This window comes from Arcobacter aquimarinus (genome assembly GCF_013177635.1).
Classification (GTDB): Bacteria; Campylobacterota; Campylobacteria; order Campylobacterales; family Arcobacteraceae; genus Aliarcobacter; species Aliarcobacter aquimarinus.
Genome location: NZ_CP030944.1, coordinates 1,845,007 through 1,870,331, shown reverse-complemented (window position 1 = coordinate 1,870,331; position 25,325 = coordinate 1,845,007). Strand labels below are relative to the sequence as shown.

The 25,325-nt window shown below is 24.7% G+C and carries 30 protein-coding genes and 1 other RNA gene; 17 read left to right on the top strand and 14 right to left on the bottom strand.

What is annotated here, in order from left to right; genetic code table 11:
* Positions 1–87 precede the first annotated feature (87 nt).
* The 3 genes from AAQM_RS09410 to AAQM_RS09400 all read left to right on the top strand — a co-directional run bounded on the left by AAQM_RS09410 (position 88) and on the right by AAQM_RS09400 (position 1,008).
* The gene (locus AAQM_RS09410) at positions 88–354 is read left to right on the top strand and encodes a type II toxin-antitoxin system RelB/DinJ family antitoxin (protein ID WP_129094293.1); all 267 of its coding nucleotides are present in this window, start codon (positions 88–90) and stop codon (positions 352–354) included.
* On the top strand, positions 347–616 hold the full coding sequence (locus AAQM_RS09405) for a type II toxin-antitoxin system YafQ family toxin (protein WP_129094294.1): 270 nt from the start codon (positions 347–349) through the stop codon (positions 614–616). The genes AAQM_RS09410 and AAQM_RS09405 overlap by 8 nt, the downstream gene beginning before the upstream one ends.
* A gap of 74 nt (positions 617–690) precedes the next feature.
* Complete coding sequence (locus tag AAQM_RS09400) at positions 691–1,008, top strand: hypothetical protein (RefSeq protein WP_129094295.1); 318 nt, start codon at positions 691–693, stop codon at positions 1,006–1,008.
* A 62-nt stretch (positions 1,009–1,070) separates the two neighbouring features.
* Here the strand turns inward: AAQM_RS09400 and AAQM_RS09395 are convergent, their stop codons facing one another.
* The 12 genes from AAQM_RS09395 to ssrA form a co-directional block, all read right to left on the bottom strand.
* The gene (locus AAQM_RS09395) at positions 1,071–2,240 is read right to left on the bottom strand and encodes a hypothetical protein (RefSeq protein WP_129094296.1); all 1,170 of its coding nucleotides are present in this window, start codon (positions 2,238–2,240) and stop codon (positions 1,071–1,073) included.
* Between the two features lie 164 nt (positions 2,241–2,404).
* Positions 2,405–2,689, bottom strand: coding sequence for an immunoglobulin-like domain-containing protein (locus tag AAQM_RS09390; protein WP_129094297.1), 285 nt, complete (start codon positions 2,687–2,689; stop codon positions 2,405–2,407).
* Positions 2,686–2,883, bottom strand: coding sequence for a hypothetical protein (locus AAQM_RS09385; RefSeq protein WP_129094298.1), 198 nt, complete (start codon positions 2,881–2,883; stop codon positions 2,686–2,688). Before AAQM_RS09385 ends, AAQM_RS09390 begins: the two co-directional genes overlap by 4 nt.
* 1 nt (position 2,884) lies before the next feature.
* Positions 2,885–3,052, bottom strand: a complete 168-nt coding sequence (locus tag AAQM_RS09380) for a hypothetical protein (protein ID WP_164967020.1) — start codon at positions 3,050–3,052, stop codon at positions 2,885–2,887.
* Positions 3,049–3,579 (bottom strand): DMP19 family protein, encoded by a 531-nt coding sequence (locus tag AAQM_RS09375; RefSeq protein WP_129094299.1) that lies wholly within the window; start codon positions 3,577–3,579, stop codon positions 3,049–3,051. The genes AAQM_RS09380 and AAQM_RS09375 overlap by 4 nt, the downstream gene beginning before the upstream one ends.
* Entirely contained in the window at positions 3,576–3,881 is a 306-nt protein-coding gene (locus AAQM_RS09370; protein ID WP_129094300.1) for a DUF2958 domain-containing protein, read from the bottom strand. The genes AAQM_RS09375 and AAQM_RS09370 overlap by 4 nt, the downstream gene beginning before the upstream one ends.
* 642 nt (positions 3,882–4,523) lie before the next feature.
* Positions 4,524–4,883 carry a hypothetical protein gene (locus AAQM_RS09365; protein WP_129094301.1) on the bottom strand — a complete coding sequence of 120 codons (360 nt, stop codon included), beginning with the start codon at positions 4,881–4,883 and terminating at the stop codon, positions 4,524–4,526.
* A 13-nt stretch (positions 4,884–4,896) separates the two neighbouring features.
* Complete coding sequence (locus tag AAQM_RS09360; RefSeq protein WP_129094302.1) at positions 4,897–5,454, bottom strand: hypothetical protein; 558 nt, start codon at positions 5,452–5,454, stop codon at positions 4,897–4,899.
* Positions 5,454–6,155: a hypothetical protein gene (locus tag AAQM_RS09355; protein ID WP_129094303.1), complete on the bottom strand. Its 702-nt coding sequence runs from the start codon at positions 6,153–6,155 to the stop codon at positions 5,454–5,456. Before AAQM_RS09355 ends, AAQM_RS09360 begins: the two co-directional genes overlap by 1 nt.
* 811 nt (positions 6,156–6,966) lie before the next feature.
* Positions 6,967–7,509, bottom strand: coding sequence for a tyrosine-type recombinase/integrase (locus AAQM_RS09350; protein WP_129096121.1), 543 nt, complete (start codon positions 7,507–7,509; stop codon positions 6,967–6,969).
* Positions 7,473–8,705, bottom strand: coding sequence for a tyrosine-type recombinase/integrase (locus AAQM_RS09345; protein WP_129096120.1), 1,233 nt, complete (start codon positions 8,703–8,705; stop codon positions 7,473–7,475). Before AAQM_RS09345 ends, AAQM_RS09350 begins: the two co-directional genes overlap by 37 nt.
* Before the next feature lie 183 nt (positions 8,706–8,888).
* Positions 8,889–9,286: a transfer-messenger RNA gene (gene ssrA, locus AAQM_RS09340) on the bottom strand.
* A 150-nt stretch (positions 9,287–9,436) separates the two neighbouring features.
* Here ssrA and AAQM_RS09335 point away from each other — a divergent pair.
* From AAQM_RS09335 to ppk2 (AAQM_RS09315), 5 genes are all read left to right on the top strand, one after another.
* Positions 9,437–10,630 carry a saccharopine dehydrogenase family protein gene (locus AAQM_RS09335; RefSeq protein WP_129096119.1) on the top strand — a complete coding sequence of 398 codons (1,194 nt, stop codon included), beginning with the start codon at positions 9,437–9,439 and terminating at the stop codon, positions 10,628–10,630.
* A 25-nt stretch (positions 10,631–10,655) separates the two neighbouring features.
* Positions 10,656–10,820, top strand: a complete 165-nt coding sequence (gene rd, locus AAQM_RS09330) for a rubredoxin (protein WP_129096118.1) — start codon at positions 10,656–10,658, stop codon at positions 10,818–10,820.
* On the top strand, positions 10,810–11,958 hold the full coding sequence (gene nspC / locus AAQM_RS09325; RefSeq protein ID WP_129096117.1) for a carboxynorspermidine decarboxylase: 1,149 nt from the start codon (positions 10,810–10,812) through the stop codon (positions 11,956–11,958). The genes rd and nspC overlap by 11 nt, the downstream gene beginning before the upstream one ends.
* Positions 11,959–12,024: 66 nt before the next feature.
* On the top strand, positions 12,025–12,918 hold the full coding sequence (gene ppk2, locus AAQM_RS09320; RefSeq protein ID WP_164967078.1) for a polyphosphate kinase 2: 894 nt from the start codon (positions 12,025–12,027) through the stop codon (positions 12,916–12,918).
* A gap of 2 nt (positions 12,919–12,920) precedes the next feature.
* Positions 12,921–14,039, top strand: a complete 1,119-nt coding sequence (gene ppk2, locus AAQM_RS09315; RefSeq protein ID WP_129096115.1) for a polyphosphate kinase 2 — start codon at positions 12,921–12,923, stop codon at positions 14,037–14,039.
* Between the two features lie 9 nt (positions 14,040–14,048).
* On the opposite strand, the gene AAQM_RS09310 is transcribed toward ppk2 (AAQM_RS09315), so the two are convergent.
* Positions 14,049–15,665 (bottom strand): VWA domain-containing protein, encoded by a 1,617-nt coding sequence (locus AAQM_RS09310; protein ID WP_129096114.1) that lies wholly within the window; start codon positions 15,663–15,665, stop codon positions 14,049–14,051.
* Between the two features lie 90 nt (positions 15,666–15,755).
* Between AAQM_RS09310 and tig the strand changes: the two genes are divergently transcribed.
* The 3 genes from tig to def are packed head-to-tail and all read left to right on the top strand — an operon-like array spanning position 15,756 to position 18,176.
* On the top strand, positions 15,756–17,057 hold the full coding sequence (tig, locus tag AAQM_RS09305) for a trigger factor (RefSeq protein ID WP_129096113.1): 1,302 nt from the start codon (positions 15,756–15,758) through the stop codon (positions 17,055–17,057).
* Positions 17,058–17,066: 9 nt separating this feature from the next.
* Positions 17,067–17,651: an ATP-dependent Clp endopeptidase proteolytic subunit ClpP gene (clpP, locus tag AAQM_RS09300; protein WP_128987042.1), complete on the top strand. Its 585-nt coding sequence runs from the start codon at positions 17,067–17,069 to the stop codon at positions 17,649–17,651.
* Between the two features lie 9 nt (positions 17,652–17,660).
* The gene (def, locus tag AAQM_RS09295) at positions 17,661–18,176 is read left to right on the top strand and encodes a peptide deformylase (protein WP_129096112.1); all 516 of its coding nucleotides are present in this window, start codon (positions 17,661–17,663) and stop codon (positions 18,174–18,176) included.
* Between the two features lie 19 nt (positions 18,177–18,195).
* On the opposite strand, the gene AAQM_RS09290 is transcribed toward def, so the two are convergent.
* On the bottom strand, positions 18,196–18,576 hold the full coding sequence (locus AAQM_RS09290; protein ID WP_129013978.1) for a hypothetical protein: 381 nt from the start codon (positions 18,574–18,576) through the stop codon (positions 18,196–18,198).
* Between the two features lie 108 nt (positions 18,577–18,684).
* On the opposite strand from AAQM_RS09290, the gene AAQM_RS09285 reads away from it, so the two are divergent.
* The 6 genes from AAQM_RS09285 (at position 18,685) to AAQM_RS09260 (ending at position 25,313) form a co-directional block, all read left to right on the top strand.
* The gene (locus tag AAQM_RS09285; protein ID WP_129096111.1) at positions 18,685–20,196 is read left to right on the top strand and encodes a YifB family Mg chelatase-like AAA ATPase; all 1,512 of its coding nucleotides are present in this window, start codon (positions 18,685–18,687) and stop codon (positions 20,194–20,196) included.
* Positions 20,197–20,266: 70 nt separating this feature from the next.
* On the top strand, positions 20,267–21,151 hold the full coding sequence (era, locus tag AAQM_RS09280) for a GTPase Era (RefSeq protein WP_129096110.1): 885 nt from the start codon (positions 20,267–20,269) through the stop codon (positions 21,149–21,151).
* 78 nt (positions 21,152–21,229) lie between these two features.
* On the top strand, positions 21,230–22,111 hold the full coding sequence (locus AAQM_RS09275) for a hypothetical protein (RefSeq protein WP_171920704.1): 882 nt from the start codon (positions 21,230–21,232) through the stop codon (positions 22,109–22,111).
* Complete coding sequence (locus AAQM_RS09270) at positions 22,095–22,790, top strand: hypothetical protein (RefSeq protein WP_171920703.1); 696 nt, start codon at positions 22,095–22,097, stop codon at positions 22,788–22,790. The genes AAQM_RS09275 and AAQM_RS09270 overlap by 17 nt, the downstream gene beginning before the upstream one ends.
* On the top strand, positions 22,762–24,123 hold the full coding sequence (locus AAQM_RS09265) for a GspE/PulE family protein (RefSeq protein ID WP_129095820.1): 1,362 nt from the start codon (positions 22,762–22,764) through the stop codon (positions 24,121–24,123). Before AAQM_RS09270 ends, AAQM_RS09265 begins: the two co-directional genes overlap by 29 nt.
* Positions 24,123–25,313, top strand: a complete 1,191-nt coding sequence (locus AAQM_RS09260; RefSeq protein ID WP_129095819.1) for a type II secretion system F family protein — start codon at positions 24,123–24,125, stop codon at positions 25,311–25,313. Before AAQM_RS09265 ends, AAQM_RS09260 begins: the two co-directional genes overlap by 1 nt.
* Positions 25,314–25,325 lie beyond the last annotated feature (12 nt).

The window sequence follows — 25,325 nt, the reverse complement described above, 5'->3', positions numbered from 1 at the left end:
TTTCAAATCCAAATTCATTTCTATAAATCAAATTGACAATAACACACAATGTGTGTTATAATTTCCCTAATAAATAAAGGATTTTAAATGACTGCAACAACTAATAAAGTTAGAACAAATGTTTACCTTGATGCAACTACAAAAGAGAAAGCTCAAGAGATATTTAAACAATATGGTTTAGGGTTAAGTGAAGCTTTTAATATATTTTTAACTCAAAGTGTTTTGGAAAGAGGAATACCATTTGAAATTAAAATTCCAAATGATGAAACTCTTGAAGCTATTAAAGATGCAAGAGCAAATAAAAATATGACAAAAGTTAGTTTAGAGGATTTAAAAAAGGATTTAGGTGCTTGATTTATCTGTTCATAAAATTTTTACAAAAGATTTAAAAAAAGCTCAACTAAATCCAACAAATAGTGCGAAACTGTTTTTGTATATTTCAATGTTATTAAATAATGAAGAATTACCAAGTGAAGCAAGAGACCATTATTTAACAGGTGAATGGAAAGATACAAAAGAGTTTCATATAAGTGGTGATTTACTTGTAATTTATATGATAAATGACAATATATTACAACTTCTTAGAATTGGAACACATTCTCAACTTTTTAAATAAAATTTTTTACTCAGAACCTTTTTATTCAAAAACACATATTATGGCTTTTTAATTATAATATTTAGGAATAAATAATGTTATTTGCTACTGTACATCCTTATAAATTTTGGTTACTATATCCATATTGGTGGTATTTTGCCTATGAAAAAGAGTATACATTTGAACAAGCAGAAAAGGAATATTTACAATATAGAAGAAAATTAGGAGGATATTTTCCCTTTGAAGAATCAACTAGCTTTTTAGAAAGTTTTAAAGCAAAAAAACAAGAAGGTGATAAATTATATTTATATAGAAGTCCTACTCGTAATTGGTTTCGTTTAGCGGGAGTAGAAAAATTTATTTTAGTTAGAGATGGTAAAACTATTGCTTCTTCAAGAATATATGGCAATTAAAATTAACTTTAAATATAATCTATTTTTATTAAATGAGAAACTTTTCAATAATTTATATATTTTTATATCGATTCAAAAATATCATTTTCTTCTTTAATAAAAACTTTTTCACCAATTATTTTTACTTTTAAATAACTATCAAAAATTTTATTATTATTTCCATAAATTACATCTTTTCTATAAATAATAGTAAAATCATTTTCAGTTTCTTGTTGAATTCCTAAAATTTTACTTTTCATGTTAAAATTTGGATATTTTTTAAAAAGTCTTTTTTTATCTTTTAGTACATTTTCCTTACTGTAATTCTTTGAATTGTAATAAGAAATGCTATTTAAATAAAAGATATTTAATAAATCTGAATTTTTTGTATTGTGTGCTTTATCAAAATCATTTATAAAATTATTTAAAGTTTGATTTTTTAATTCTATTCCATTGGAATCATATGATTTTCCATACCAAAAAGCACCACCTTCATCATGGTAACCTTTCAATACAAGATTAATTATTTTCTCTGAATTTATAGTTTGAACACTTGATAGACTACCATAACCTATTAAATTCATTTCAAAATTAGTTAAGTCCAAAATATATGTACCACTTGCTGTATCACTTCCAAAATGAATTAATAATTTTTGATTATTTAAAAAAAGATACTCCTCTGCAAAATCAAAAGGTTCAAAAGCAAAATCTTTAAATGAAACTTTTCCATAAGGAGATTCAATTTCTACAAAACTAGGTCTATTATATCCATCATATTGACTTATAGCTAAATAATCTGCTTTATATTCAATAACTTTTGATTTTTTATCAGGAGAATATTTAATTGTATTTTGATTCCATGAATTTATCATTTGATTAAGCATATTTATTGTGTAAGTATCATTACTATTTGTTTTTTTATAAATTTGTAAAGAATTTTTAATTAAATCAACACCTGTGTTTTGAGTAGGTATTATTTCTGCATCTATTAGTTTTTTCAATTCATTTGAATAAATAATCATGAATTCATCGTAATCATTTTTTTCAAAAATATCTTTAGCTACTTTGATATTTTGTTCTTTACCTTGTCCAAAATAATATTCCGCACCTAAGATAAAATTTTTATAATCTGTTTGTTCATATTGCTGATATGTTTTTTCTAATTCTATTAGATTAACTTTTGTCTTAAATGGATTATTTGTATCTGCAAAACTTAATGTTATAAAAAGCACTAATATTGATAATAGTTTCATTGAATCTCTTTTAATTGTAATTTATTTAATTCTATCACATCTATAATTTTTTTAGATAAGAAAATTATTTTTTATTAAATTAATAAAAAATGTGTTAAAAAAATTCTCAAATTTGATAAATTATTTTATTCTAAATAAAAAGATGGATATTATCCATCTTTTATTTAATACATAAGTGATATATGTTCTTGCATCTTACTAAAGAATCTTTTTGAATCTTCAAGTAATCTAGTTTTATCACTTACATATGATATTTCTTTAAATTCAATATCATTTTTCCCTGCTATTGTTTTCCAAACATCATCTTTTAAGATTTCGGCTTGGAATCTATAGTCAAAGCCTAATGGTGTGCCATTTCTATTATCGTAAGTTAGTTTGAACTTTTTGTTATTGTGTTCAACAAACCTTAAAATGGCTGTATTATTAGTAACTTCTTTTATTGTTTTCATTTTTTTCCTTGTTCTTTTATTTTTATAATTAATGTTTCTGGTACTTCAAACACTTTTGAAAGTGTTTCTGTACTTCCAGTACTATGAAGTATGTTTATATATAAGAATTCTGGATTTAACCCATAAGGGTCATCATTACAAATATCAATTATTTGATTTTGTAAAGTTTTATCTATTTCTTCAAATTTCTTCATTTTATTTCTCTTTTTTCGTTTTTGTTTCGCTAGTTGAATTAACTATGTAATTACAACTACATCCTCCAATACTGCTAGAGTATTGGTGGTTATCTCTTTTTCTATCATTATTTCTTTGAGTTTTATTTCTTCTATCGAAATATGCTTGTTTTGGGTTATAGTTATTCATCTATTTTCTCCTAAAATTTTTTCTTTTATATACTCATTTATCAAATCCATAAATTGTTCATTTATTTCATAATATTTTTTATCTAATACCTGTAGGTATTCACAATTTAAAATCTCATCATCTTCTTGTTCTATTTCAAATTTTGTTAATATCTCTAATGCTTTTAGTGATATTTCATCTTTTAGTTCTGTTTGTTTAAAAAGTTGTATCAACTCTTTATGTAATGGGATTGAGGAAGAGTGTTCATTAAAACACCCTCCATTTCCGTTTGCATATCCATTATTAAAGTATTGGATATGTCCTCCATTGCAAACTTGCTGATTGTATTTTCCAATCAATACTGCAAATTTTGCAAATGAATCATAAGTTTCTTCAAACCAATCTAATATCTCTTTATATGAATATTTTTTATGATTATTTTGCCACTTGTCATACATTATGTCTAATGTTGCTTGGTGGAAATCATTATCATCTACTTCCATACAAAGTAATTTATCTATTAATTTTTTACTTGGTGTTACACTCATTGTAATTCCTTTATTTTTCCAAAAGGTTGTTCTTTAAAGTGTATATCTCTTTCTATATGTAGTCCTAATGGACCCGTTGCATTTTCTAGCTCTGCTAGGCAGAAGTATCCCCATTCAGGGTAATGTCCTTTCACATAACCAAAGAATATTTTTTCTTCTTTATCGTATTCCACAACATACCAACTCCAATTACTATCTGGGGTGAAAAATTTAATTTTCACAATCTTGTTTTTTGTAGCTATATTCTCTGTTGCGTATAGTGGTGGTAACTTTTCTTCAATTTCTTTAGGTAGTAATACCATTTAATCTCCTTGTTTTTTTGTATTCGATTAAATAATATCTATGAAAAAAAGTTATTATAAGAAGTGTTTTTGGATAGAAATGGGGTTGGGAAATCACTATATAATTTTTAAATATTTATTTTTAGATACTTATAAATAATTTTATCTATTATGCTATATTATCATTATTGAGAAAAAAATCCACTAAACATTTGGTGAAAAATTTCTTGAATAATGATAATAAATCTTTTTAGATAAATTAAAAAATTCGATATATTTTAGCATTACATTTAATGAAAAAATGATTTTAATATTAATATTTATAAATCTTATTAGATATAAATAATTTTATCTATTATGCTATATTATCATTATTGAGAAAAAATCCACTAAACATTTGGTGAAAAATTTCTTGAATAATGATAATAAATCTTTTTAGATAAATTAAAAAATTCGATATATTTTAGCATTACATTTAATGAAAAAATGATTTTAATATTAATATTTATAAATCTTATTAGATATAAATAATTTTATCTATTATGCTATATTATCATTATTGAGAAAAAAATCCACTAAACATTTGGTGAAAAATTTCTTGAATAATGATAATAAATCTTTTTAAATAAATTAATAAGATTATTGCTTTTATAACAATAATCTCTATATTAAATCATAAAAAATAGAATAACGAATATTAAAACCAGTTAATACTTGCTTTATAGTACTTTCTAATTTATAAATGGATACATCTTTAAGTGATTCATATAAATCTATTAATTTCGGAGAAATACGAAATGTATCGCCTGTGGTTTTATATCTTCTTAATTGACTTACTTTTGTTTTTACACAAGCTAAAGGTATTTCATTATTTTTAAAAATTGATGGATATATACTTTTTATATATTTAGTTCTGAAATTTCTTTCTTCCCATTGTTTAAAAATCAAAACAAAAGTAGCATTAGCTACTTCTGTATATTCATGTCTTTCATCAGATAAATAATACTTGTTATACGATAACATTTTATAATTCCTCTCAAATATTTAATAAATTAAAATTTTCAGAAATATCAATTTCTATTTCAAAATCAAATGAATGATAAAATGCAAATACAATTATTTTAAAAAGGATTAAATTATCAAAAGGAAAGTAAGTATTAAAAATATCTTCTACTTGCTTAGACACACTTGTCAAATTCTCACTTTTATAGAAATTTTTAAATTCTTTAATTGTAGGACTAAATATATTTATTTCATCTGCATTAAAAAAACTTAACATTGAATGTTTAGCTTCTTCTACTTTTTCTTTATCATTTTTTGATTCAAAAACAATTTTAGAAATATAAAGGCAAGCTATTATAAAAATAAATCTTTTGTATTTTTTACTTCCAGTGTTATAATTATCATAAGGTTCAATATATTTTACTTTATCATTACTATTTGGTTCAAAAGCTAAAATAATAGTTAATGGAATTTTTTGTTTTACATTAAGCTTTTCTAAATAAATTTTGAATTTCTCACCATTAATTGTAATAATTGAATTATTAATTGTATCTATTGTTACGTTTGTCACGTATGTTTTTGTATCAAACATTATTTATCCTTTTTAATCAATTTTTTTATTTCTTCTAGTGCATTCAATTTATTATGGTTTTTAATAATGTTCCATAATATTTGTGGATTTATATTTGCTAAATCGTAAAATGCTTTAATCAAGCCAAATGACACTTGAGGATTATTTTCCATATAATCCCATCTATCTAATTGACTTATTTTTGCTTTCAATGATTTCATTGGTGCATCAATAATTTCATGTGCTAATTCAGCATATTTAGTCAATTGAGGTCTTGGATTAGGCTTAGCTTCATATGGTAAACGTGGCTTTTTATTAGCAATGGTGGCTTCTTTAAATAAAAGATAAGCAGTCACTACCACATAATTAGCTAACTCATTATATTTCCTTAATACTCTTGGCTCTCTTCGAATTCTATTAGGGAATCTTTCAATGTTATATAATCTCTCTAAATCTTCAATTTCATATGGGAATATTTTATTATTCTCTTCAGCTATCTTTTCATCATAAATAGCAAGATTAGAGAATGGAGATACATACCTTTCAGCAATTGGATTATCATCTAAAATAGCTCTAAATTCAATTTTTCCAATTGAATTAATGCCATTAGATTCATCTCTATAATTATTATTAATACCATTATAATAAGATGGTAACCAATCACAATCTGCAATTGGGGCATCATCAACAATAGTAGGAAATTCTGTTTTTGTATTTTCCATAAGATATCTCCTAAAAAATACAAGAGTGTATATAAATATACACTCTTTAAACAATTAAAGATTAATATATTTAAAATATGTTATAATCTCAACCTAAACTTTTTACAGAAGTTTTTTGTTAAAACCTATCGCCAAATAGTCGACAAACTTCTTCTGTATCGAAAACAGTAACCTTACTTGATATTTTGTACGGTGTCAACTTACGTTGCTTGGCGTATAACCAGACCGTGCTCAATGCAATTGGATAATATTTCACTATATCCTTAGCTCTCATCTTAGCTTGTAGTTTTTCCCTATTCAATTTTTATCACCTCCTTTCACTACTTATATTATAAAAAAAATCTAACATTTTTTTAATTTATAGAGTGTAAGTATAATAAAAATAATATGACATGTCAATATATCTTTTTTAAAAATTTCCCTATATATGGATATTGTAGCTCAAATTAGACAATAAAAAAAACCTATAAACCAAAAAAAATAATTTTTTAAATCTTTGTATAATAATAATTTTATATATTATTTTATAAAAAAGAGTTAAGATTTTTTATCAAAAGTTTAACTAATTGATAAAAAATCTTAACTCTTTTTTAGAGACTTTTTTTTAATTATTAATAGTATTAATTTATTATGAATAAAAATAATCAAATTTATATTTAGAATTTTTATTAAAATTAATTAAAATTTTTTTCCAAAAAATTTTAATTTCAAGAGATTTTTTTATAGATTATTTGGTTAATTTTTATAAAATCGAGGAAAAAACTAAACTAATTAATTTTACTATTGATAATTAACAGTATAAATTCAACACTTAATCCTTGAAACTCAAAAGATAATCACTCCAAAAATTCATCAAAGGAATGAATCTATTAACATAATCAACTTGATTTGTATATGCTCTAACTGTTTTTGACTCTTCTTGATGATTAAGTGCTTTTTCTTTTATTTCAAAGCTAAATTTATTTTCTAAATCTAAAGTATCTATTAAACTTCTAAATGCTCCACGAAATGAATATAATCTTTGTTTTCTACCTTTTCTTTCATCATTGTAACCCATTCTTTTTAATGCTCCATTTGGAGTTTCACTATTAATTGGGTCACGATTGTTGTTACCCAAAAATATCCATTCTTGATGTCCTGAAAAAATTTCTTGTTCTTTCAAAATATTTATAACTTCATCAGTTAAAGGCATTTTAAAATCAGGTAAATTTATATTTTTCACATTCATCAATTCTCTTGGTATTATTAAAATCTTTTTATCAAAGTCAATATACGACCATTTCAAATTACATAAATTATCTGAATTATTAAAAAAATTTATTTTTTTATATTGTCCAACCAGTTTGCATACCATTGAATTAAATTTTTCATTTGTTCTTTATAAGTAGCTCTGTTATAAGCTTCCTTTACTTTATTTGTTTCTTGATGCGCTAATAAGGCTTCTATAACTTCGCTACTAAATCCATGAATAGGCATATTTTCGTAAGCAATTGTTGAAAAGATACTTCGAAAACTATGTGGAACAATTTGATCTTTTGTATAGCCCATTCTTCTTAGAGCGGATATTAATGTGTTATCACTTATTGGTGCATTAACACTTCTTATCCCGACAAATACATATTTACTGTCATTTGTTTGTCGTTTTTTTAAATTTTTTAAAATTCTTATTGCTTGTAGTGGTAAAGGCAATATGAATTCTTTATTAGTTTTCATTTTATTAGCTGGTATTATCCATTCTTTTTTTTGGAAATCAATTTCATCCCAAGTCATATTTCTTATATTAAAACTTCTAACAAAAACATATGGTAATAATTTTATTGCAAATTGAGTAGAAATTTCTCCTTGATATTCATCAATACTTAGTAATAATCCTTTTATATCTTGAATTTTTGTAAAAGTAGGGTAGTGTACTTTTTCTATTTTCCCTAATAATACTTTTTTATCAATATCAGCAATTATATTATGAGGTGCATATTCTAAAGTTACAGCATACATATATATTTTATTTAAAATCATAAGTGTTCTATTTGCTGTTTCGACTAAAGATTTATTTTTTAATTCCTGCAAAATAGTTATGATATCTTTTCTTGTTATTTCAGAAATTGGTTTATTTTTTATAAAAGGGAATATATATAATTCTAACGCTCTTAATAACTTATAATGATAATTTAATGATACCTCAGTAGAATAATTATCGTGCCATTCTAATGCTACTTTTTGAAATGTATTATTTTTAATTTCATTTTGTTTTTTGATAGTATCATGTTCAATTTGTTTTTGTTCCAATGGATCTATTCCACTTCTAATAAGTTTTATATTTTCATCTCTTTTATTTCTTGCCATGACTAATGTTGTTTGAGGGTAATTACCAAAAGAAGTTTTTCTTCTTTTTTTTAAAGTAGGGCTTGTATATTCAAATTCCCATAATTTTGTACCACTTGTTTTTACTAATATTCTTAAACCATTTCCATCTGTTTTAATATAATCTTTAGTTTGTGGTTTTAAGTTTTTTAATAAAGCATCATTGAGTGGAGTTACAGATTTAGGCATTTGAATCCTTTTGCTACATTGATATAGTTAATTATACTAAAAAAAATTCAATGTAGGTTTAAATGTAGTAAAAAGCATAGGATTATGCTACATTAATGTGTATTGATATGTACTAACGAAGAATAAGAAAGTTGTAAAGAATACCTTATAATGGTACTTGTTGGATTTTATTGGATTGTTATTTGGTGGAGATGTGCGGGATCGAACCGCAGTCTTAAAACAGATCATAGAAGCGTCTACATGCTTAGCAAAGTTGAAAGATTTCACTTTATAACAGCTCAACTTCCAAAAGCAATCATAAAGCTAAGATTTAAAATTTCTCTTTAAAGCCCAATCACAACTTCAAAGATAATCTATCTAGGGTGAACCAGCGATAATCTACATAGATAGAATCTGTAGTGCTAGCCTCCGAAGACTCAAGCCGTTAGGCGAGTCAATAAGTTGTTAAACTTACGCAGCTTTAGCGTAAGCTGGAGCGTAATTTGTATTGTTTGCGTCTAAAAAAAATGAACCGCGTAACGGCATGTTCAGGCCGACATGCAACTAATACTCACTGCTCTAATCGATACCAAGTCATCCCCATAACTTAAAAACGAAGTTTACATAAGCAATTATTAAAATCTTGTTAATTGTAATCAAAATGTTATTTTATAATAAATCTTTATTTGTTTCATTCTTTCTTATACTTTAAAATTGTATAATATTTACATAAAAATATATCGGAGTGAATAATGAGTAAAAAAGGTATTTTAATTATTGGGGCAGGTGGTGTTAGTAGAGTAGCCACTGTTAAATGTGCAATGAATATTGACACATTTGAACATATTACATTAGCTTCTAGAACAGTTTCAAAGTGTGAATCTATTGCTGCTGATATTTTAAAAAATCAAGGTGTAAAAATTGACGTAGCTAGTGTTGATGCTGATAGTGTTGATGAATTAGTAAAACTTATTGAAAAAGTTAATCCAAAATTAGTATTAAATGTAGCATTACCATATCAAGATTTAACAATTATGGATGCTTGTACAAAATGTAAAGTTGATTATGTAGATACTGCAAATTATGAACATCCAGATGAAGCAAAATTTGAATATAAACTTCAATGGGAAAGAGATGGACAGTTTAAAGAAGCTGGAATTATGGCACTTTTAGGTTCAGGTTTTGACCCAGGTGTTACAGGAGTATTTTGTGCATATGCTCAACAAAATCTTTTTGATGAAATTCACTATATAGATATTATGGATTGTAATGCAGGTGACCATGGTTATAAATTTGCTACAAATTTTAATCCAGAAATTAATTTAAGAGAAGTATCTGCAAATGGTAGATATTGGGAAAATGGTCAATGGATTGAAACAACTCCTTTAGAAATTAGAGTTGACCATGATTATCCAGAAGTTGGTGTAAAACCATCTTATTTACTATATCATGAAGAGTTAGAATCTTTATCAAAAAATATTAAAGGTTTAAAAAGAATTAGATTCTTTATGACATTTGGTGATGCTTATATTCAACATATGAATTGTTTACAAAATGTTGGAATGTTAGGTATTGAACCAGTTGAACATAAAGGTATGATGATTACTCCAATTGAATTTTTAACTACATTATTACCAGATCCTGCAAGCCTAGGACCTAGAACTGTAGGTAAAACAAATATTGGTTGTATCATTGAAGGTATTAAAGATGGAAAACCAAGAAAAGTTTATATCTATAACGTTTGTGACCACCAAGAGTGTTATAAAGAAACAGGAGCACAAGCTGTAAGTTATACTACAGGAGTTCCTGCAATGATTGGTTCTAAATTACTTTATAAAGGTATTTGGAAAAATACAGGAGTATTTAACATTGAAGAGTTTGATGCAAAACCATTTATGGATGAGTTAATGACTCAAGGTCTTCCTTGGAAAATATTAGAGTTATAATAAATCTTAAATAAAGGAGTTTATTATGCAAAAATATATTTGTACAGCTTGTGACTACATATATGATCCAGCTGTTGGTGATCCAGATAGTGGAATTGAAGCAGGAACTGCGTTTGAAGATTTACCCCAAGATTGGTCTTGTCCAGATTGTGGAGTAGGGAAAGAAGATTTTGAGCCATATGAAGAATAGTTATACAACAGTAGATAGCTTTGATAAGCTTCCAAGTCCAAGTTTTGTTTGTGAAGAAGCACTACTTGAAAAAAATTTAAAACTTTTAAAAAGAGTTCAAGATGAAGCTGATATTAGTATTCTTCTTGCTCTTAAAGGTTTTGCAATGCATTCAACTTTTGATTTGTGTAAAAAATATCTTAAAGGTTGTTGTGCATCAGGACTTCATGAAGCAATTCTTGCAAAAGAAGAGTTTGGTGGAGAAGTTCATACTTACAGTCCAGCTTTTAAAGATGAAGAAATAGATGAAATTATATCTATTTCAAATCATCTTGTTTTTAACTCTTTTAGTCAATTAAAAAGATTTAAAGATAAAGCTTTTGGAAAAGTATCTTTAGGAATTAGATTAAATCCTGAATACTCTTCTGTTGAAGTTGATTTATATAATCCTTGTGCACCATTTTCAAGAATGGGAACAACAAAAGCAAATTTTGATGAATCACAACTAGAATTTTTAGATGGTTTTCATTTTCATGCACTTTGTGAACAAAATGTAGATGCACTTGAAGGTGCACTTGCAGCTTTTGAGAAAAACTTTAGTCAATATTTTGACAAATTAAAATGGGTAAATTTTGGTGGTGGTCATCATATTACAAGAGCTGATTATGATGTTGAAGCTTTAATCAAACTTTTAAAAGATTTCAAATCAAGATATCCACATTTAAAAGTTTATATGGAGCCAGGTGAAGCAGTTGGTTGGCAAACAGGTTATTTAGTTGCAACTGTACTTGATGTAATTCACAATGGTATGGATTTAGCAATTCTAGATACAAGTGCTGAAGCTCATATGCCTGATACTTTAGCTATGCCTTATAGAGCTATGATTAGAAATAGTGGAGTTGCGCAAGAAAAAGCCTATACTTATAGATTAGGTGGAAATACTTGTTTATCTGGTGATATAATTGGTGATTACTCTTTTGATGAACCATTAAAAGTTGGAGATAAGATTATTTTAGAAGATATGATTCATTATACTATGGTTAAAACTACAACCTTTAATGGAATTAAATTACCATCAATAATAATAAAAAAAGATGAAAATAATTATGAAATAATAAAAAACTTTGGGTACAATGATTACAAACAAAGACTTTCTTAAAAGTCATTAGGGGAAAAATTGATGCAAGGACAAGAGAGAAATATTATAAACAATGAATTTTCAGATATGGAAGCAATTGATACAAAAGAATCTGTAAAGCATGATTATAAGAACAAAGAGAGAAAAAGAGAAGATTTAGAAGAAAAAGAAGAAGATGGAATAAAAAAAGTACAGATTTGGGTAAAAAAAGATACTTTAGAATATGAAAAAAGATTGATAAAGCTACAAATAGAACTTTTGAAATTACAAAATTATGTAAAAGAGAAAGGTTTAAAAGTACTTATGTTATTTGAAGGAAGAGATGCCGCTGGAAAAGGTGGAACAATCAAAAGAATAACTGAACATTTAAACCCAAGAGGTGCAAGAGTTGTAGCTTTAGAAAAACCAAGCGATTTAGAAAAAACTCAATGGTATTTTCAAAGATATACACAGCACCTTCCAAGTGCTGGAGAAATGGTCTTTTTTGATAGAAGTTGGTACAATAGAGCAGGAGTTGAGCCTGTAATGGGATTTTGTACAACAGAAGAGCATCATGAATTTTTAAGAGAAGTTCCTGAATTTGAAAAAATGTTAGTTAAATCAGGAATAATTTTATTTAAATTTTACTTTTCCGTTTCAAAAAAAGAACAAGCTAAAAGGTTTAAAAAAAGAGAAGTGGATCCTCTAAAACAGTATAAATTATCTCCTGTTGATAAAGAATCACAAAATTTATGGGAAAAATATACAATTGCTAAATTTTCAATGTTAATGGCTTCAAATACAGATATTGCTCCTTGGACAATAATAAAAAGTGATAATAAGAAAAAAGCTAGATTAAATTGTATCAGTCATATATTGCTAAATATTGATTATGCAAATAAAACTAAAGAAGATATTTTTAGTTATGATGAAGATATTATAATCAGTGGTACACAAGAAATAGAAAAGATGGAACATGATAATAAGTTTACGAGGTTATAGTAATGAATTTAAATGATTTTGAAAAAACAAGCCATAGTGGTTTATATATATCAAAAGATTCTCATCCTAAATTTGGACAAAAATACATTGCTAGATTTCAGTATGATAGGAAAAGATATGTAAAGGTTTTAGGTTATACGAAAAGAGATAATCTAAGTATAAAAACTGCTATTGAGTTAATGCAATCTTTTAAAGATTCAGTAATACCAAAAGTAGAAGAAAAAATAACTAAGCAGGAAGATAAATTGTCAACAAAAGATAATGAAACTTTAATTAAGTTAAAAGAAGAAAATGACTTTTTAAAGTCTATATTAGGTGATTATAAAAATTTAAATCCACAAGTTTTGAATGAAGGAATTCAAAAAATTTATGATTTAGAAGCTTTAAAAAAATATCAAATAGAACTTATAAAACTTCAAAATTGGCTTGAAAAAGAGAATAAAAGAATGATTATTCTTTTTGAAGGAAGAGATGCTTCTGGAAAAGGTGGAGCAATTAGAAGAATTACTAGATATATGAACAATAAACACTATAGAGTTGTTGCATTAGGAAAACCAACTGAAACTCAAAGAAATCAGTGGTTTTTACAAAGATATATAGAACATTTTCCAACAGGTGGAGAGATAGTTTTATTTGATAGAAGTTGGTACAATAGAGCTATGGTTGAGCCAATTTTTGGATTTTGTACGCCTGAAGAGCATGAAATTTTTATGGAAGATATTGTAAATTTTGAGCAAGATTTAGTAAGACAAGGAATGATTTTAATTAAATTATATTTTTCCGTTTCTAAAGAGGAACAAAAAAGAAGATTTGATAGAAGAATACAAGATCCTCTAAGACAATGGAAATTCTCAGAAGTTGATATGCAAGCTCAAGATTTGTGGGATGAGTTCTCTGAAAAAAAATATGAAATGCTTAGACGTACAACTTCAAGAAGTGCTCCTTGGCATATAGTAAGAAGTGACAACAAACATCTTGCACGTCTTGAAGCTATGAAAATTATCTTAAATTCAGTTGATTATGATGGAAGAAATTACTCTTTAGATTTTGACGAAAATGAAGAAATAAATATTTCTGTTCAAAGAGAACTTTTACAAATGAGAAAAACAAAAGATTATTAATCTTTTATCTTACCAAGGATTTATTATGGAATCTTCATTTGAAGATTCCATTTTTTTTAGTAAAGAATTTGTTTTTTGATTTTCAATCTCTTTTAGCCATTTTTCTTCTTGTATATCTTCAATCATTTCATTTTGTTTGATTTTTGATTCTTCTTTGTTTATATTGTTATTTTTTGATGGTTTATTATCTTTCTTTTTCTCTTCTTGATTATTTTGAGGTTCATTATTTTGATTATCTTCTTTTTTCTCTAAGATAGATTTTACAAGTTCTAGATTATCTCTTGTTTTGGAATCATTTTTTAATTTTAAAGCTTCTTCATACTTTTTTAAAGCATTATTTAAATCATTGATTTGTACATAAGAATTTCCTAAATTATGAAGTCTTTTGAATTCTAAATCAGAAGAAGTTGTTTTTATATTTTCATACAGTTTTATAGCCTCTTCAAAATTGTTATTTTTATATAAACTATTTGCTAGATTATAATCTTTAAATTCATTTTCATCTAGTTTATCAAACTCTTTTGAAGCTTTTACAAAGTCACCTTCTTTATAGGCATTATTAGCTTCTTTTATAGTTTTAAAATCAAAAATTGAAAAAGCTAAGAGGTCTGTTTTTAAAAAATTAAAAGATATAAATATTATAAAAATTGAGAGTTTCAGATTTTTTAAATTTGGTAGAGAGGAAAAAGCAAACAATAATAAAACAATTGCAATAAATAAAGGATAATAAAAAAGTTCTGTATATGTTTTATACTCTTTTTTTTCAAATTTTTCTTTTGTAAATTTATTATTTATATCATTAATTATTTGATTAATATCACTATTATTTAAAGAGTATTCTATATATCCACCATCTGTTTTTAAACTTAAATCTTTTATTTTTTCATTTAATTTTAAATTTACAATATTTCCTTTTTTATCAGTTAGATAATTTCCATTTTTTTCTTGTATTACAGAGCCTTCTTTTGTTGCAAGAGCTATTGTATAGATTTTTATATTATTTTGTTTTGCAAATTTTATCTCTTTATCAAAATTTTGATTATCTCCTCCGTCTGTTAATAAAATTAGATTTTTATTTGAATAATCCTTAAGTAATTTTTGGCTTGTTTCGATAACAGAATAAATATTTGTTCCATTATCAAAGTTTATAGCTGTATCAAGATTGTTTAACAAAATTTTTAAGGAGTTAAAATCTTGTGTTAAAGGTGAAAGTAAAAATGAAGTTTTTGCAAATAAAATTATTCCAATATTGTTATTGCTACTAATTTCTAAAATATTTAAAAGTTTTCTTTTAGCAAAATCAACTCTATTTGGATATAAATCATTTGCTTTCATAGATTTAGAAATATCTATAGCAATTATAATTGGTATTAAATTTGATTCAATTTCTTTTATCTTTTCATTACTGACAGGTCTTGCAAGAGCTATAATCATAAATATTAAGGATAAAAAAAGTAATAGATTTCTTGTTTTATTGGAAAGATATTGATTTGAAATACTTAATTTTTTTAATGCGCTTTTTGAAAAATAGTTTTCAATTTTACTCTGTTTTGTAATTAATAAATATATCAATAAAAAACTAGGAATTAACATTAAAAAAAGCACTTTATAGTATATAAAACTCAACAAAACTCCTTTAAAAAAGCTATTTTAGTAAAGCCTTAGTAATTTTTAGATAAAATCATCGCTAAAATTATAACAATCGGAGTAAATTTAATGGAATTTAACGCAAATAGAGTTGATGAAGCAAACGCAGTTATATCTGCAACGGTAACAAAAGAAATTTTAGAAGCAAACTTAGATAAAGTTGCAAAACAAGCTTCTAAAACTATGAATATTCAAGGTTTTAGAAAAGGTAAAGTTCCAGTAGCTGTTGTTAAACAAAGATTTGCAGATAAATTAGCAGAAGATGCAGAAGCTGATGCAATCAGAAAAATTTTAAAAGATGGTTTAAAACAATTAGAAATTAAAAATGAAGATTTAATTGGTGAGCCAACAGTAAGTAAATTTGATAAAAAAGAAGATGGTTCAATAGAAGTTGAATTATCAGTTGCTTGTAAACCAAATGTTGATTTAGGTGATTATAAATCTTTAATTCCAGCTGTTGAAAATAAAGAAGCTGATATTAAAGATGTAGAAGCAAGATTAGAAGAGATTGCTAAATCTTCAGCTCCACTTGCAAAAATAGCAAGAAAAAGAGCTGTAAAAGATGGTGATTTTGCTGTTATTGATTTTGAAGGATTTGTTGATGGTGTTGCATTTGAAGGTGGAAAAGCTGAAAAATATCCATTAGAAATTGGTTCAGCTTCGTTTATTCCAGGATTTGAAGAGCAAGTTATTGGAATGAAATATGAAGAGCAAAAAGATATTATTGTAACTTTCCCTGAATCTTATCAAGCTAAAAATTTAGCAGGAAAAGAGGCAACTTTTAAAGTAACTTTACATGAAATTCAAGAAAAAGCTGCACCTGAATTAAATGATGAATTTGCACAAAGAATGTTACCAGGTCAAGAAAATGTAACTATTGATACATTAAAAGATAGAGTAAAAGAGCAAATGTCTGCTGAAATTAAATCTAAATACTACAGAGAAGAGTTAAAACCTGCATATTTAGAAGCTTTAGTAGAAAAAGTTCAGTTTGCATTACCAAGTTCTGTTGTTGAGCAAGAAGTTAACTATGCATTAAATAATAAAATTAGAACAATGAGTGAAGCAGAAATCAATGAATTAAAAGAGAATGCTTCAAAAGTTGAAGAGATTAGAAATGAATTAAAAGAAGATGCAACAAATTCAGTAAAAGCAACGTTTATTGTTGATGCTTTAGCAAAAGCTGAAAATGTTCAAGTAAGTGATCAAGAAGTAATGCAAGTATTATATTACGAAGCAATGCAAATGGGACAAAATCCTCAAGAAGTGTTAAAACAATATCAAGAAGCTGGATATTTACCAGCTATTAAAATGTCTATGATAGAAGAAAAAGTTATAGCTAAATTATTAGATGAAAAATTAGGAAAGTAGTAGGTTATTATGAGTTATATACCATACGTAGTTGAGAAAACAGGTAGAGGAGAAAGAAGTTACGATATTTATTCAAGACTTCTTAAAGATAGAATTATTATGTTAAGTGGTGAAATAAATGATGCAGTAGCTTCAACAGTTGTTGCTCAATTACTTTTCTTAGAAGCAGAAGATCCAGATAAAGATATCTATTTATATATCAACTCTCCAGGTGGTGTGATTACAAGTGGTATGTCTATTTATGATACTATGAATTATATCAAACCTGATGTTTGTACTATTTGTATAGGACAAGCTGCATCTATGGGAGCATTTTTATTAAGTTCTGGAACAAAAGGTAAGAGATACTCTTTACCAAATTCTAGAATAATGATTCACCAACCATTAGGTGGAGCAAGAGGTCAAGCTACTGATATTCAAATTCAAGCAAAAGAGATTCAAAGAATGAAAGATAGTTTAAATGCTATTATCTCAGAGCAAACAGGACAAGATATCTCAAAAGTTGAAAAAGATACAGATAGAGATAATTTTATGAGTGCTGATGAAGCTTGTGCTTATGGTTTAATTGACGAAGTTATAACAAAACACAAATAAGAATTTATTATGGTTAGAGAAGTTATAACTTATCCAAACAAATTACTTCGATTAAAATCGCAAGATGTAGAGAAGTTCGATAGTGAACTTCATACTCTTTTAGATGATATGTATGATACTATGATGGCTCAAAATGGAGTAGGACTTGCAGCAATTCAAGTTGCTATTCCATTAAATGTTTTGATTATAAATCTTCCAAATGAAGAAGATATTCAAGATAAAAATGATTTAATTGAAGCTATTAATCCGGTTATTACACATAAAGATGGAACTCAAGTTTTTACAGAAGGTTGTCTTAGTGTTCCTGGATTTTCTGAAGATGTAACAAGAGCGAAACATATTATAGTTGAATATTTTGATAGAGATGGAAATAAAAAAACTATGGAGTGTGAAGATTTTTTAGCTGTTGCTTGGCAACATGAAATGGAACATCTTTCAGGACATCTTTTTATTGAAAATTTATCTATAATCAAACGAAAAAAGTTTGAAAAAGAGTGGAAAAAAAAACTAAAAGATAAGAAGTAAAATTTACCTCTTATCTTTTTTAAGCTTCAAAGCCTTTTCTTAATATATTAAAAATCATTGTAAAAAGCATACTATTTACTAAAATCCAAACAAACCAAAAAAAGATTTTTTCAAATTTCGTTACAAAAAGATCTTTAAACAATAATGGACAAGATTTTATTGCAAAGTAAAAAAACAGAGCAATTGCAATCATCATAGTGTATTTGTTTACTGATGCAAATATTATTGTTATAAATGATATAAATGGAGCAAAAACAGTTAATGCAAAAAATTTACCATATATTTTTCTTCTTTTATCTCCATTAAAATAACCAACAGTAAAACCACAATTTGGACAAATGGTACCCATTCTTGATAGTATTTCATGGTTACATTCAGGACAGTTCATAAGTGTTGACATTTAATAATTCCTAGATTTTTTGACAATTATAGCAAGTAAAGTTAAAACAAAAGTTAGGATTAAAGAAAAACAAATATAATAAATAAAATTATTATATTAGAGCAACATATGAAAATAATCAAATCAGCTTCTTTAGATTCAATAGAAGCAATAGCTATTGATGTGGAATCAACATTTACTAAAGGACTTCCTACTTTTACAATAGTTGGAATGATAAGTACAAGTATAAGTGAATCAAAAGACAGAGTTAAATCAGCACTTTTAACAAATGGTTTTAAATTTCCTCCACTAAAAATAACCGTAAATTTATCTCCTTCTGAAATTGCCAAAAAAGGAACACATTTTGATTTAGCAATTGCATTACAAATTGCTTTTTATGATGATAAAAAAGTTAATTTTAGTGATATATTTGTTTTTGGTGAATTGGCTCTTGATGGAAATATAAAAGATACAAACTCTATTTTTCCAATTATTTTATCTTTGAGTAAAAAAGACTCAATAAATAAGGTTTTAGTTAGTAGTCAAACAGCTCAAAAATTGGCAAATATTCCTAATCTTAAAATTTATTGTGTGAATAATTTATCTGAAGCAATAGAGTTTATTAAAACAGATAAAAAAGAAAACTATTTATATGAGAAAAAAAAGTTAGAGTATAAAACTCTGATTATTAATGATGAACAATATTTTTATGATACAAATTATTTAGAAGATTTTAAAGATGTAATAGGTCAAGATATGGCTAAATATGCTGCAATGATATGTGCTGCTGGTAACCATAATCTTATTATGGAAGGTAGTCCTGGTTGTGGAAAATCTATGATTTCTAAAAGATTACAATATATTATGCCTCCTATGAATCTTGAAGAAATTTTAGAAAAAGCAAAACTTCTAGCTTTAGATTTTAAAGAGGTTGATTTCTCTCCAATTAGGGCATTTCGTTCTCCTCATCATTCAAGTACAAAATCTTCAATTTTTGGTGGAGGAAGTTCCAATGCAAAAATGGGAGAAATTGCTTTGAGTAATGGAGGAATTTTATTTTTTGATGAATTACCACATTTTTCTAAATCCATATTAGAAGCATTAAGAGAACCTCTTGAAGATAATAAAATTTTAATATCAAGAGTTAATAACAAAATTTTATATGAAACAAAATTTATTTTTGTTGCAGCGATGAATCCATGTCCATGTGGTAATTTATTGTCAAGTGTTAAAGAGTGTAGATGTAATGAAATTGAAATTCAAAGGTATAAAAATCGATTAAGTGAACCTTTTTTAGATAGAGTAGATTTATATTTAGTTATGAATGATAGTTTTAAAGATAATAAAAATAAAGTTAGTTCAAAAGAATTACATGAAAATATAATAAAAGCTTTTATCAAACAAAAACAAAGAGGACAAAAAGAGTTAAATGGTAAATTAAGTGATGAAGAGATAAAAAAATATTGTATTTTAGATGAAGAGAGTCTTAATATTTTAGAAAAAGCAAGATTTAATTATCAATTATCCTTTAGAAGTATTAATAAAGTTTTAAAAGTTGCAAGAACAATTGCTGATTTAAATGACAATGAAATAATCACTAAAAATGATTTATTACAAAGTTTGAATTTTAGGAGAAGATAAGGCATAAAATTAAAGCCCTTTGGAGTAAAAATATGGTAAAATTCAAACTATTAATAAACAAAGGTAAATAATGACAAAATGCGGATATGTTTCAGTTGTTGGTCGTCCAAACGCTGGAAAAAGTTCACTTTTAAATTGGCTTGTTGGTGAAAAAATTGCAATGGTTTCACATAAAGCAAATGCTACAAGAAAAAGATCAAATATAATAGTTATGCACAATAGTGATCAGGTTATATTTGTTGATACTCCAGGAATTCATGAGACAGAAAAACTATTAAATCAATATATGTTGGAAGAAGCATTAAAAGCTATGGGAGATTGTGATTTAATTTTATACTTAGCTCCTGTAACTGATAAAATTTCTTATTATGAGGATTTTTTATTAAAAAATAAAAAAAATGTAAAACATATTTTGCTTCTTACAAAGATAGATTTTGTAACAAATGCTCAGATTATTGAAAAAATAAAAGAGTATGAAAAATATAGTGATAAATATGAGTGTGTGATTCCAGTTTCTATAAAAAAACAAACAAAACCAGCTGATATTTTAAATAATGTTGTGAAACATCTTCCTGTACATCCATATTTATTTGATCCAGAAATTATCACAACAGAACATTTAAGAGATATTTTTAAAGAGTTTATTAGAGAATCAATTTTTGAAAATATTAGTGATGAAATACCTTATGAAGCAGATGTACTTATAAATAAAGTCGAAGAAAAACCAAACGTTGATGTTATAAAAGCAACTATTATTGTGCAAAAAGATACTCAAAAAGGAATGATAATAGGAAAAGGTGCAACGGCTATTAAAAGAATAGGAAAAGATGCAAGAACAAAAATAGAAAAATTAACAGGAAAAAAATGTTTCCTTGAGCTTTTTGTTTCAATAAAAAAAGGTTGGACAAAAAATAAAGAGGGTTTAAAAGCATTAGGATATGATATAAATTCTTAATAATATAAATTATTATTTAAATTAAGCTTCGTTTTTATATACTTTAATAATTAAATTTATTATATAAATGAGCTTGAAATGAATAACTTCTCTTCTTTAGAAAAATTAACTCTATTTGAAATAGAGGTAACTCAAAAAATTTCTGATAGTAATATCAGAAATTTTCTTTTAAGTTTTTTCAAAATCCAAAATTTTATATATAAAGATACAGATAAAATATTTTTAAGTTATATAGATGAATTAAAAATATATCAATTATTGATTTTTAATGAAGAAGAAAAATACTTTGACTTTCAACTTTTTGAAGAATATTATAAAGAAATTGAAATTGAAAATAGTATAGATTTATACATCTGCAATAATTTTTTTTGTTTGTATAAAAATGGAGAATTTTACTATTTACAAAAAATTATTTTAGAAATATCAAATGATGAATTATTTGAATATATCAATAATAAATTTGGTAATAAGATAAATAAATACAAGTTTATTAGTGAAAATGAAATGGTTCGATTAAAAGATAAATATCTAAATAATCCCAAGAAAAAAGAGTTGAAGCTAATTAATTTAAGAAAGAAGTATAGCTTTTGTTTCTATATATTATATATATTTATATTGATAAAAGTAATGGTTTTATATTTCTTTTTTAATTTTAATATTGAAGAAAAAAACAATGATATTGATAATAATTTACAAATAGAGATTTTTAAAAAAGAGCATCAATTTATTAGTTTTGAAGAAAAAATATCTTTATTATTAGAAAAAATAGATTCAAATAATTTAGATTTAATCTCTTTAGAATTTAATCAAAATAGATTAAAAATAGTTTTAAATAGTGATATTAAAGAGAACATTTATTCTTTTTTAGAAGAGAATAAAGCTATTTTTTTATCTTCATCAATAAATTTTTTAGAAAATAAGAGTTTATACGAAGTAGTGATTAATGTTAAATTATTTTAATAATAACTTTTTAAAAAGTAATAAAAAAACAAAAATAGAACTTTATATTCTGCCACTTTTGATTTGTGTATTTCTTTATTTGTTTTTTCTTGAAAAAGGTAAAAATGAAGATGTTGAAATTTCATCAAAGTTAAATTATGAAGAGTTTTATAATAAAAAATTTGAAAGTTCTTTTTTAGAACTTTTTTCATCTTTAGAAAAACTAGCAAAAAAATATGAAATTTTAATTCTTAAAAATGAAAAAGATAAAAATATTATTTTATTAAAAGCACAAGGCAAGAAACAATCTATTTTAAATTTTATTAAAGATATAGAAAATTTAAATAATTTTACAAAAATAGATTTTTTTAATATGAATAAAAATGAAGAAACAAAAAATTACATATTTGAATTAAAAATAAATTTGAATAAATACTATATTAAAAATCTAAAAGAAATTGAATATGAAAAAAAATATGAAAAAGTTATTGCTACACAAAATAGTCAAAATAAAGAATTTAGGATAAATGCAATAGTTGACGATTTTGCTTTTATAAATGAGACTTGGATTAAGAAAAATGAGAAGATTGAAGATTATAAATTAATAAAAATAGATAGAAATTTTGTTGTTTTAAGTAATGAATCAAATGAAATAAAATTGGAGTTATTAAATGAAGAATATTTTAAAGAAAATAATTGATTATTCGATGTTTGAAAGATATGATAAAAATTATTTTATAGAAAATAAAATAGTTCCTTTTTATGAAGATAATATTCATCTAAAGGTATTAGTTTGTAAAAATTCAAATTTAAAGAGTATAAAAAATGATTTTAACAAATTGATTTCTTTTGAAGAAATAGAGGAGTTAGAATTACTTTTTATTTTAAATAATTTAGAAAAAAAAATCTCTTTATTTAATCATGCTACAAAATCAATTTTACAAAACAGTTTTGATAAATATATTGATAAATTTTTAGAAGAGTTGATTTTTTTTGCTATAGAATCAAGAACTAGTGATATACATATTGAAAAATATAAAGAGACAGTTTTATTTAAATTTAGAGTTGATGGAAGATTAAAAACTTTTTTTACATTTAAAGCAGAATTTTTTAAATTTATTTCTTCACATATAAAATTAATCTCTAATTTGGATATGACTCAAATAAGACTTCCTCAAGATGGTAGATTTAGTTTAATATATGATAATAAAAAATATGATTTTAGAATTTCTTGTATGCCAACAATTGAAGCTGAATCAATTGTTTTAAGAATTTTAGATAATAAAAACATAAATAAAAATCTTCAAACTTTGGGTTTATCAAAAGATTTATTAACAACTCTAATTCAAACTTTGAAATTAACTCAAGGATTGATTTTGATTTCAGGACCAACAGGAAGTGGAAAGACTACAACTTTATATTCAATATTAAAAGAATTAAATAGTGAAGAACAAAAAATTATTACAGTTGAAGATCCAATTGAATATAAGATTGATTCTATTTGTCAAGTACCAATAAACACAAAAATTGGTCTTAGTTTTGAAGTTGTTTTAAAAAATATTTTAAGACAAGATCCAGATATTATTTTTATTGGGGAAATAAGAGATAAATTCTCTTTAGACATAGCTTTACAAGCCTCTTTAACAGGTCATCTTGTAATTGCAAGTATTCATGCTAATTCTTCAGTTGAAACAATTTCAAGACTTATAGATTTACAAGCAGATCCTTTTTTAATTTCAACAACTTTAAAACTTGTTATGGCACAAAGGTTGGTATTGAATTTTTGTCAATTTTGTGGTGCTATTGGTTGCAAAAAATGTAATTTTACAAGATTTTATGATAGGTCTTGTATCGGAGAAATTTTAAAGGTTGATGAAAAAATCTCATCATTGATTTTTAAAAAAGCATCAATAAATGAGTTTAATGAATATTTAAAAACTTTGAATTTTAAAACACTTTTAGATGATGGAAAAGATAAAGTAAAAGATAATCTCACCTCTTTAGAAGAGGTTTATAAAGTAGTTTCTTATTGATGAAAAAATATAAAATTAGGTATCAAAATATTGATAAAATTGAAGAAACAATTATTGAAACTACAAATTTATCCAGTGAAAGATTACCTAAAAATATTATTGAAATAATCGAATATAAAACAAATTATAAATTTGATTTTAGAAGAAAAAAAAGGATTAATAATAAAGAGTTAAATCTTCTTTTTTATGAGTTTAATCTAATGCTTCAAGCAAATATAAATATCTCTGATGCTTTAGATATTTTGATTAAAAATAAAAAAGATAAAAATATAATAGATTTTTTGAAGACTATAAAATATTCTTTATCAAAAGGGAAAAATATAGATGAAAATTTAGATAAATTCAAAATAAATAGTTTAGTAATCTCTTTTTTAAAAATATCTCAAGATAGTGGAAATTTAGCTTTAAATATGAGAGCGTTAAGTGAATTATTAAAACAAAGTGAAGAAATAAAAAAGAGTTTTTATAAAGCAATTTCTTATCCAATTGTTTTAATGATAACTTTTATAATTTCCCTTTTTACCATCTTTAGTTTTGTTGTTCCGAAATTTAAAGTAATTTTTTCTCAAACACAAAATGAACTTCCAATGGCAACAAAATTTTTATTAGCTTCACAAAGTTTTTTTGAAAACTATTTTTTATATTTATTGAGTTTAATTATTTTATTAATTCTTTTTTTCTCTAATTTATACATAAAAAATAGCCGATTTGAATATTTTGTAGATAAATTTTTGGTTAATAATTTTGTATTAATAAAAGATATATATTTAAATATGGAACTTTATAAACTTTTTTTACTCATTGATATAATGCTCAAATCAAACTATGAATTTCATAAAGCTTTTATTTCTTCCAAAATTTTATTAAAAAACAAATATCTATTGGATAAAATATCTATAATTGATAACTTATTACAAAATGGAAAAAGTATCAATGACTCTTTTTTAAAAACAAAAATATTTGATGATATAGTTTTAAATCTTATAAATACAGGAGAAGTTTCTAACTCTTTGGGTATTACAATAGATGAAATAAAAAAGATTTACAAAAATAGATTTAATGATAAAATAAATTTACTAACATCACTAATTCAACCTATATTTTTATTAATTATTATGGGTTTAATTCTTTGGATAGTTTTGGCTATATTTATGCCAATTTGGAATATGGGAAATATGATAAACATTTAAAAAGGAGTAACC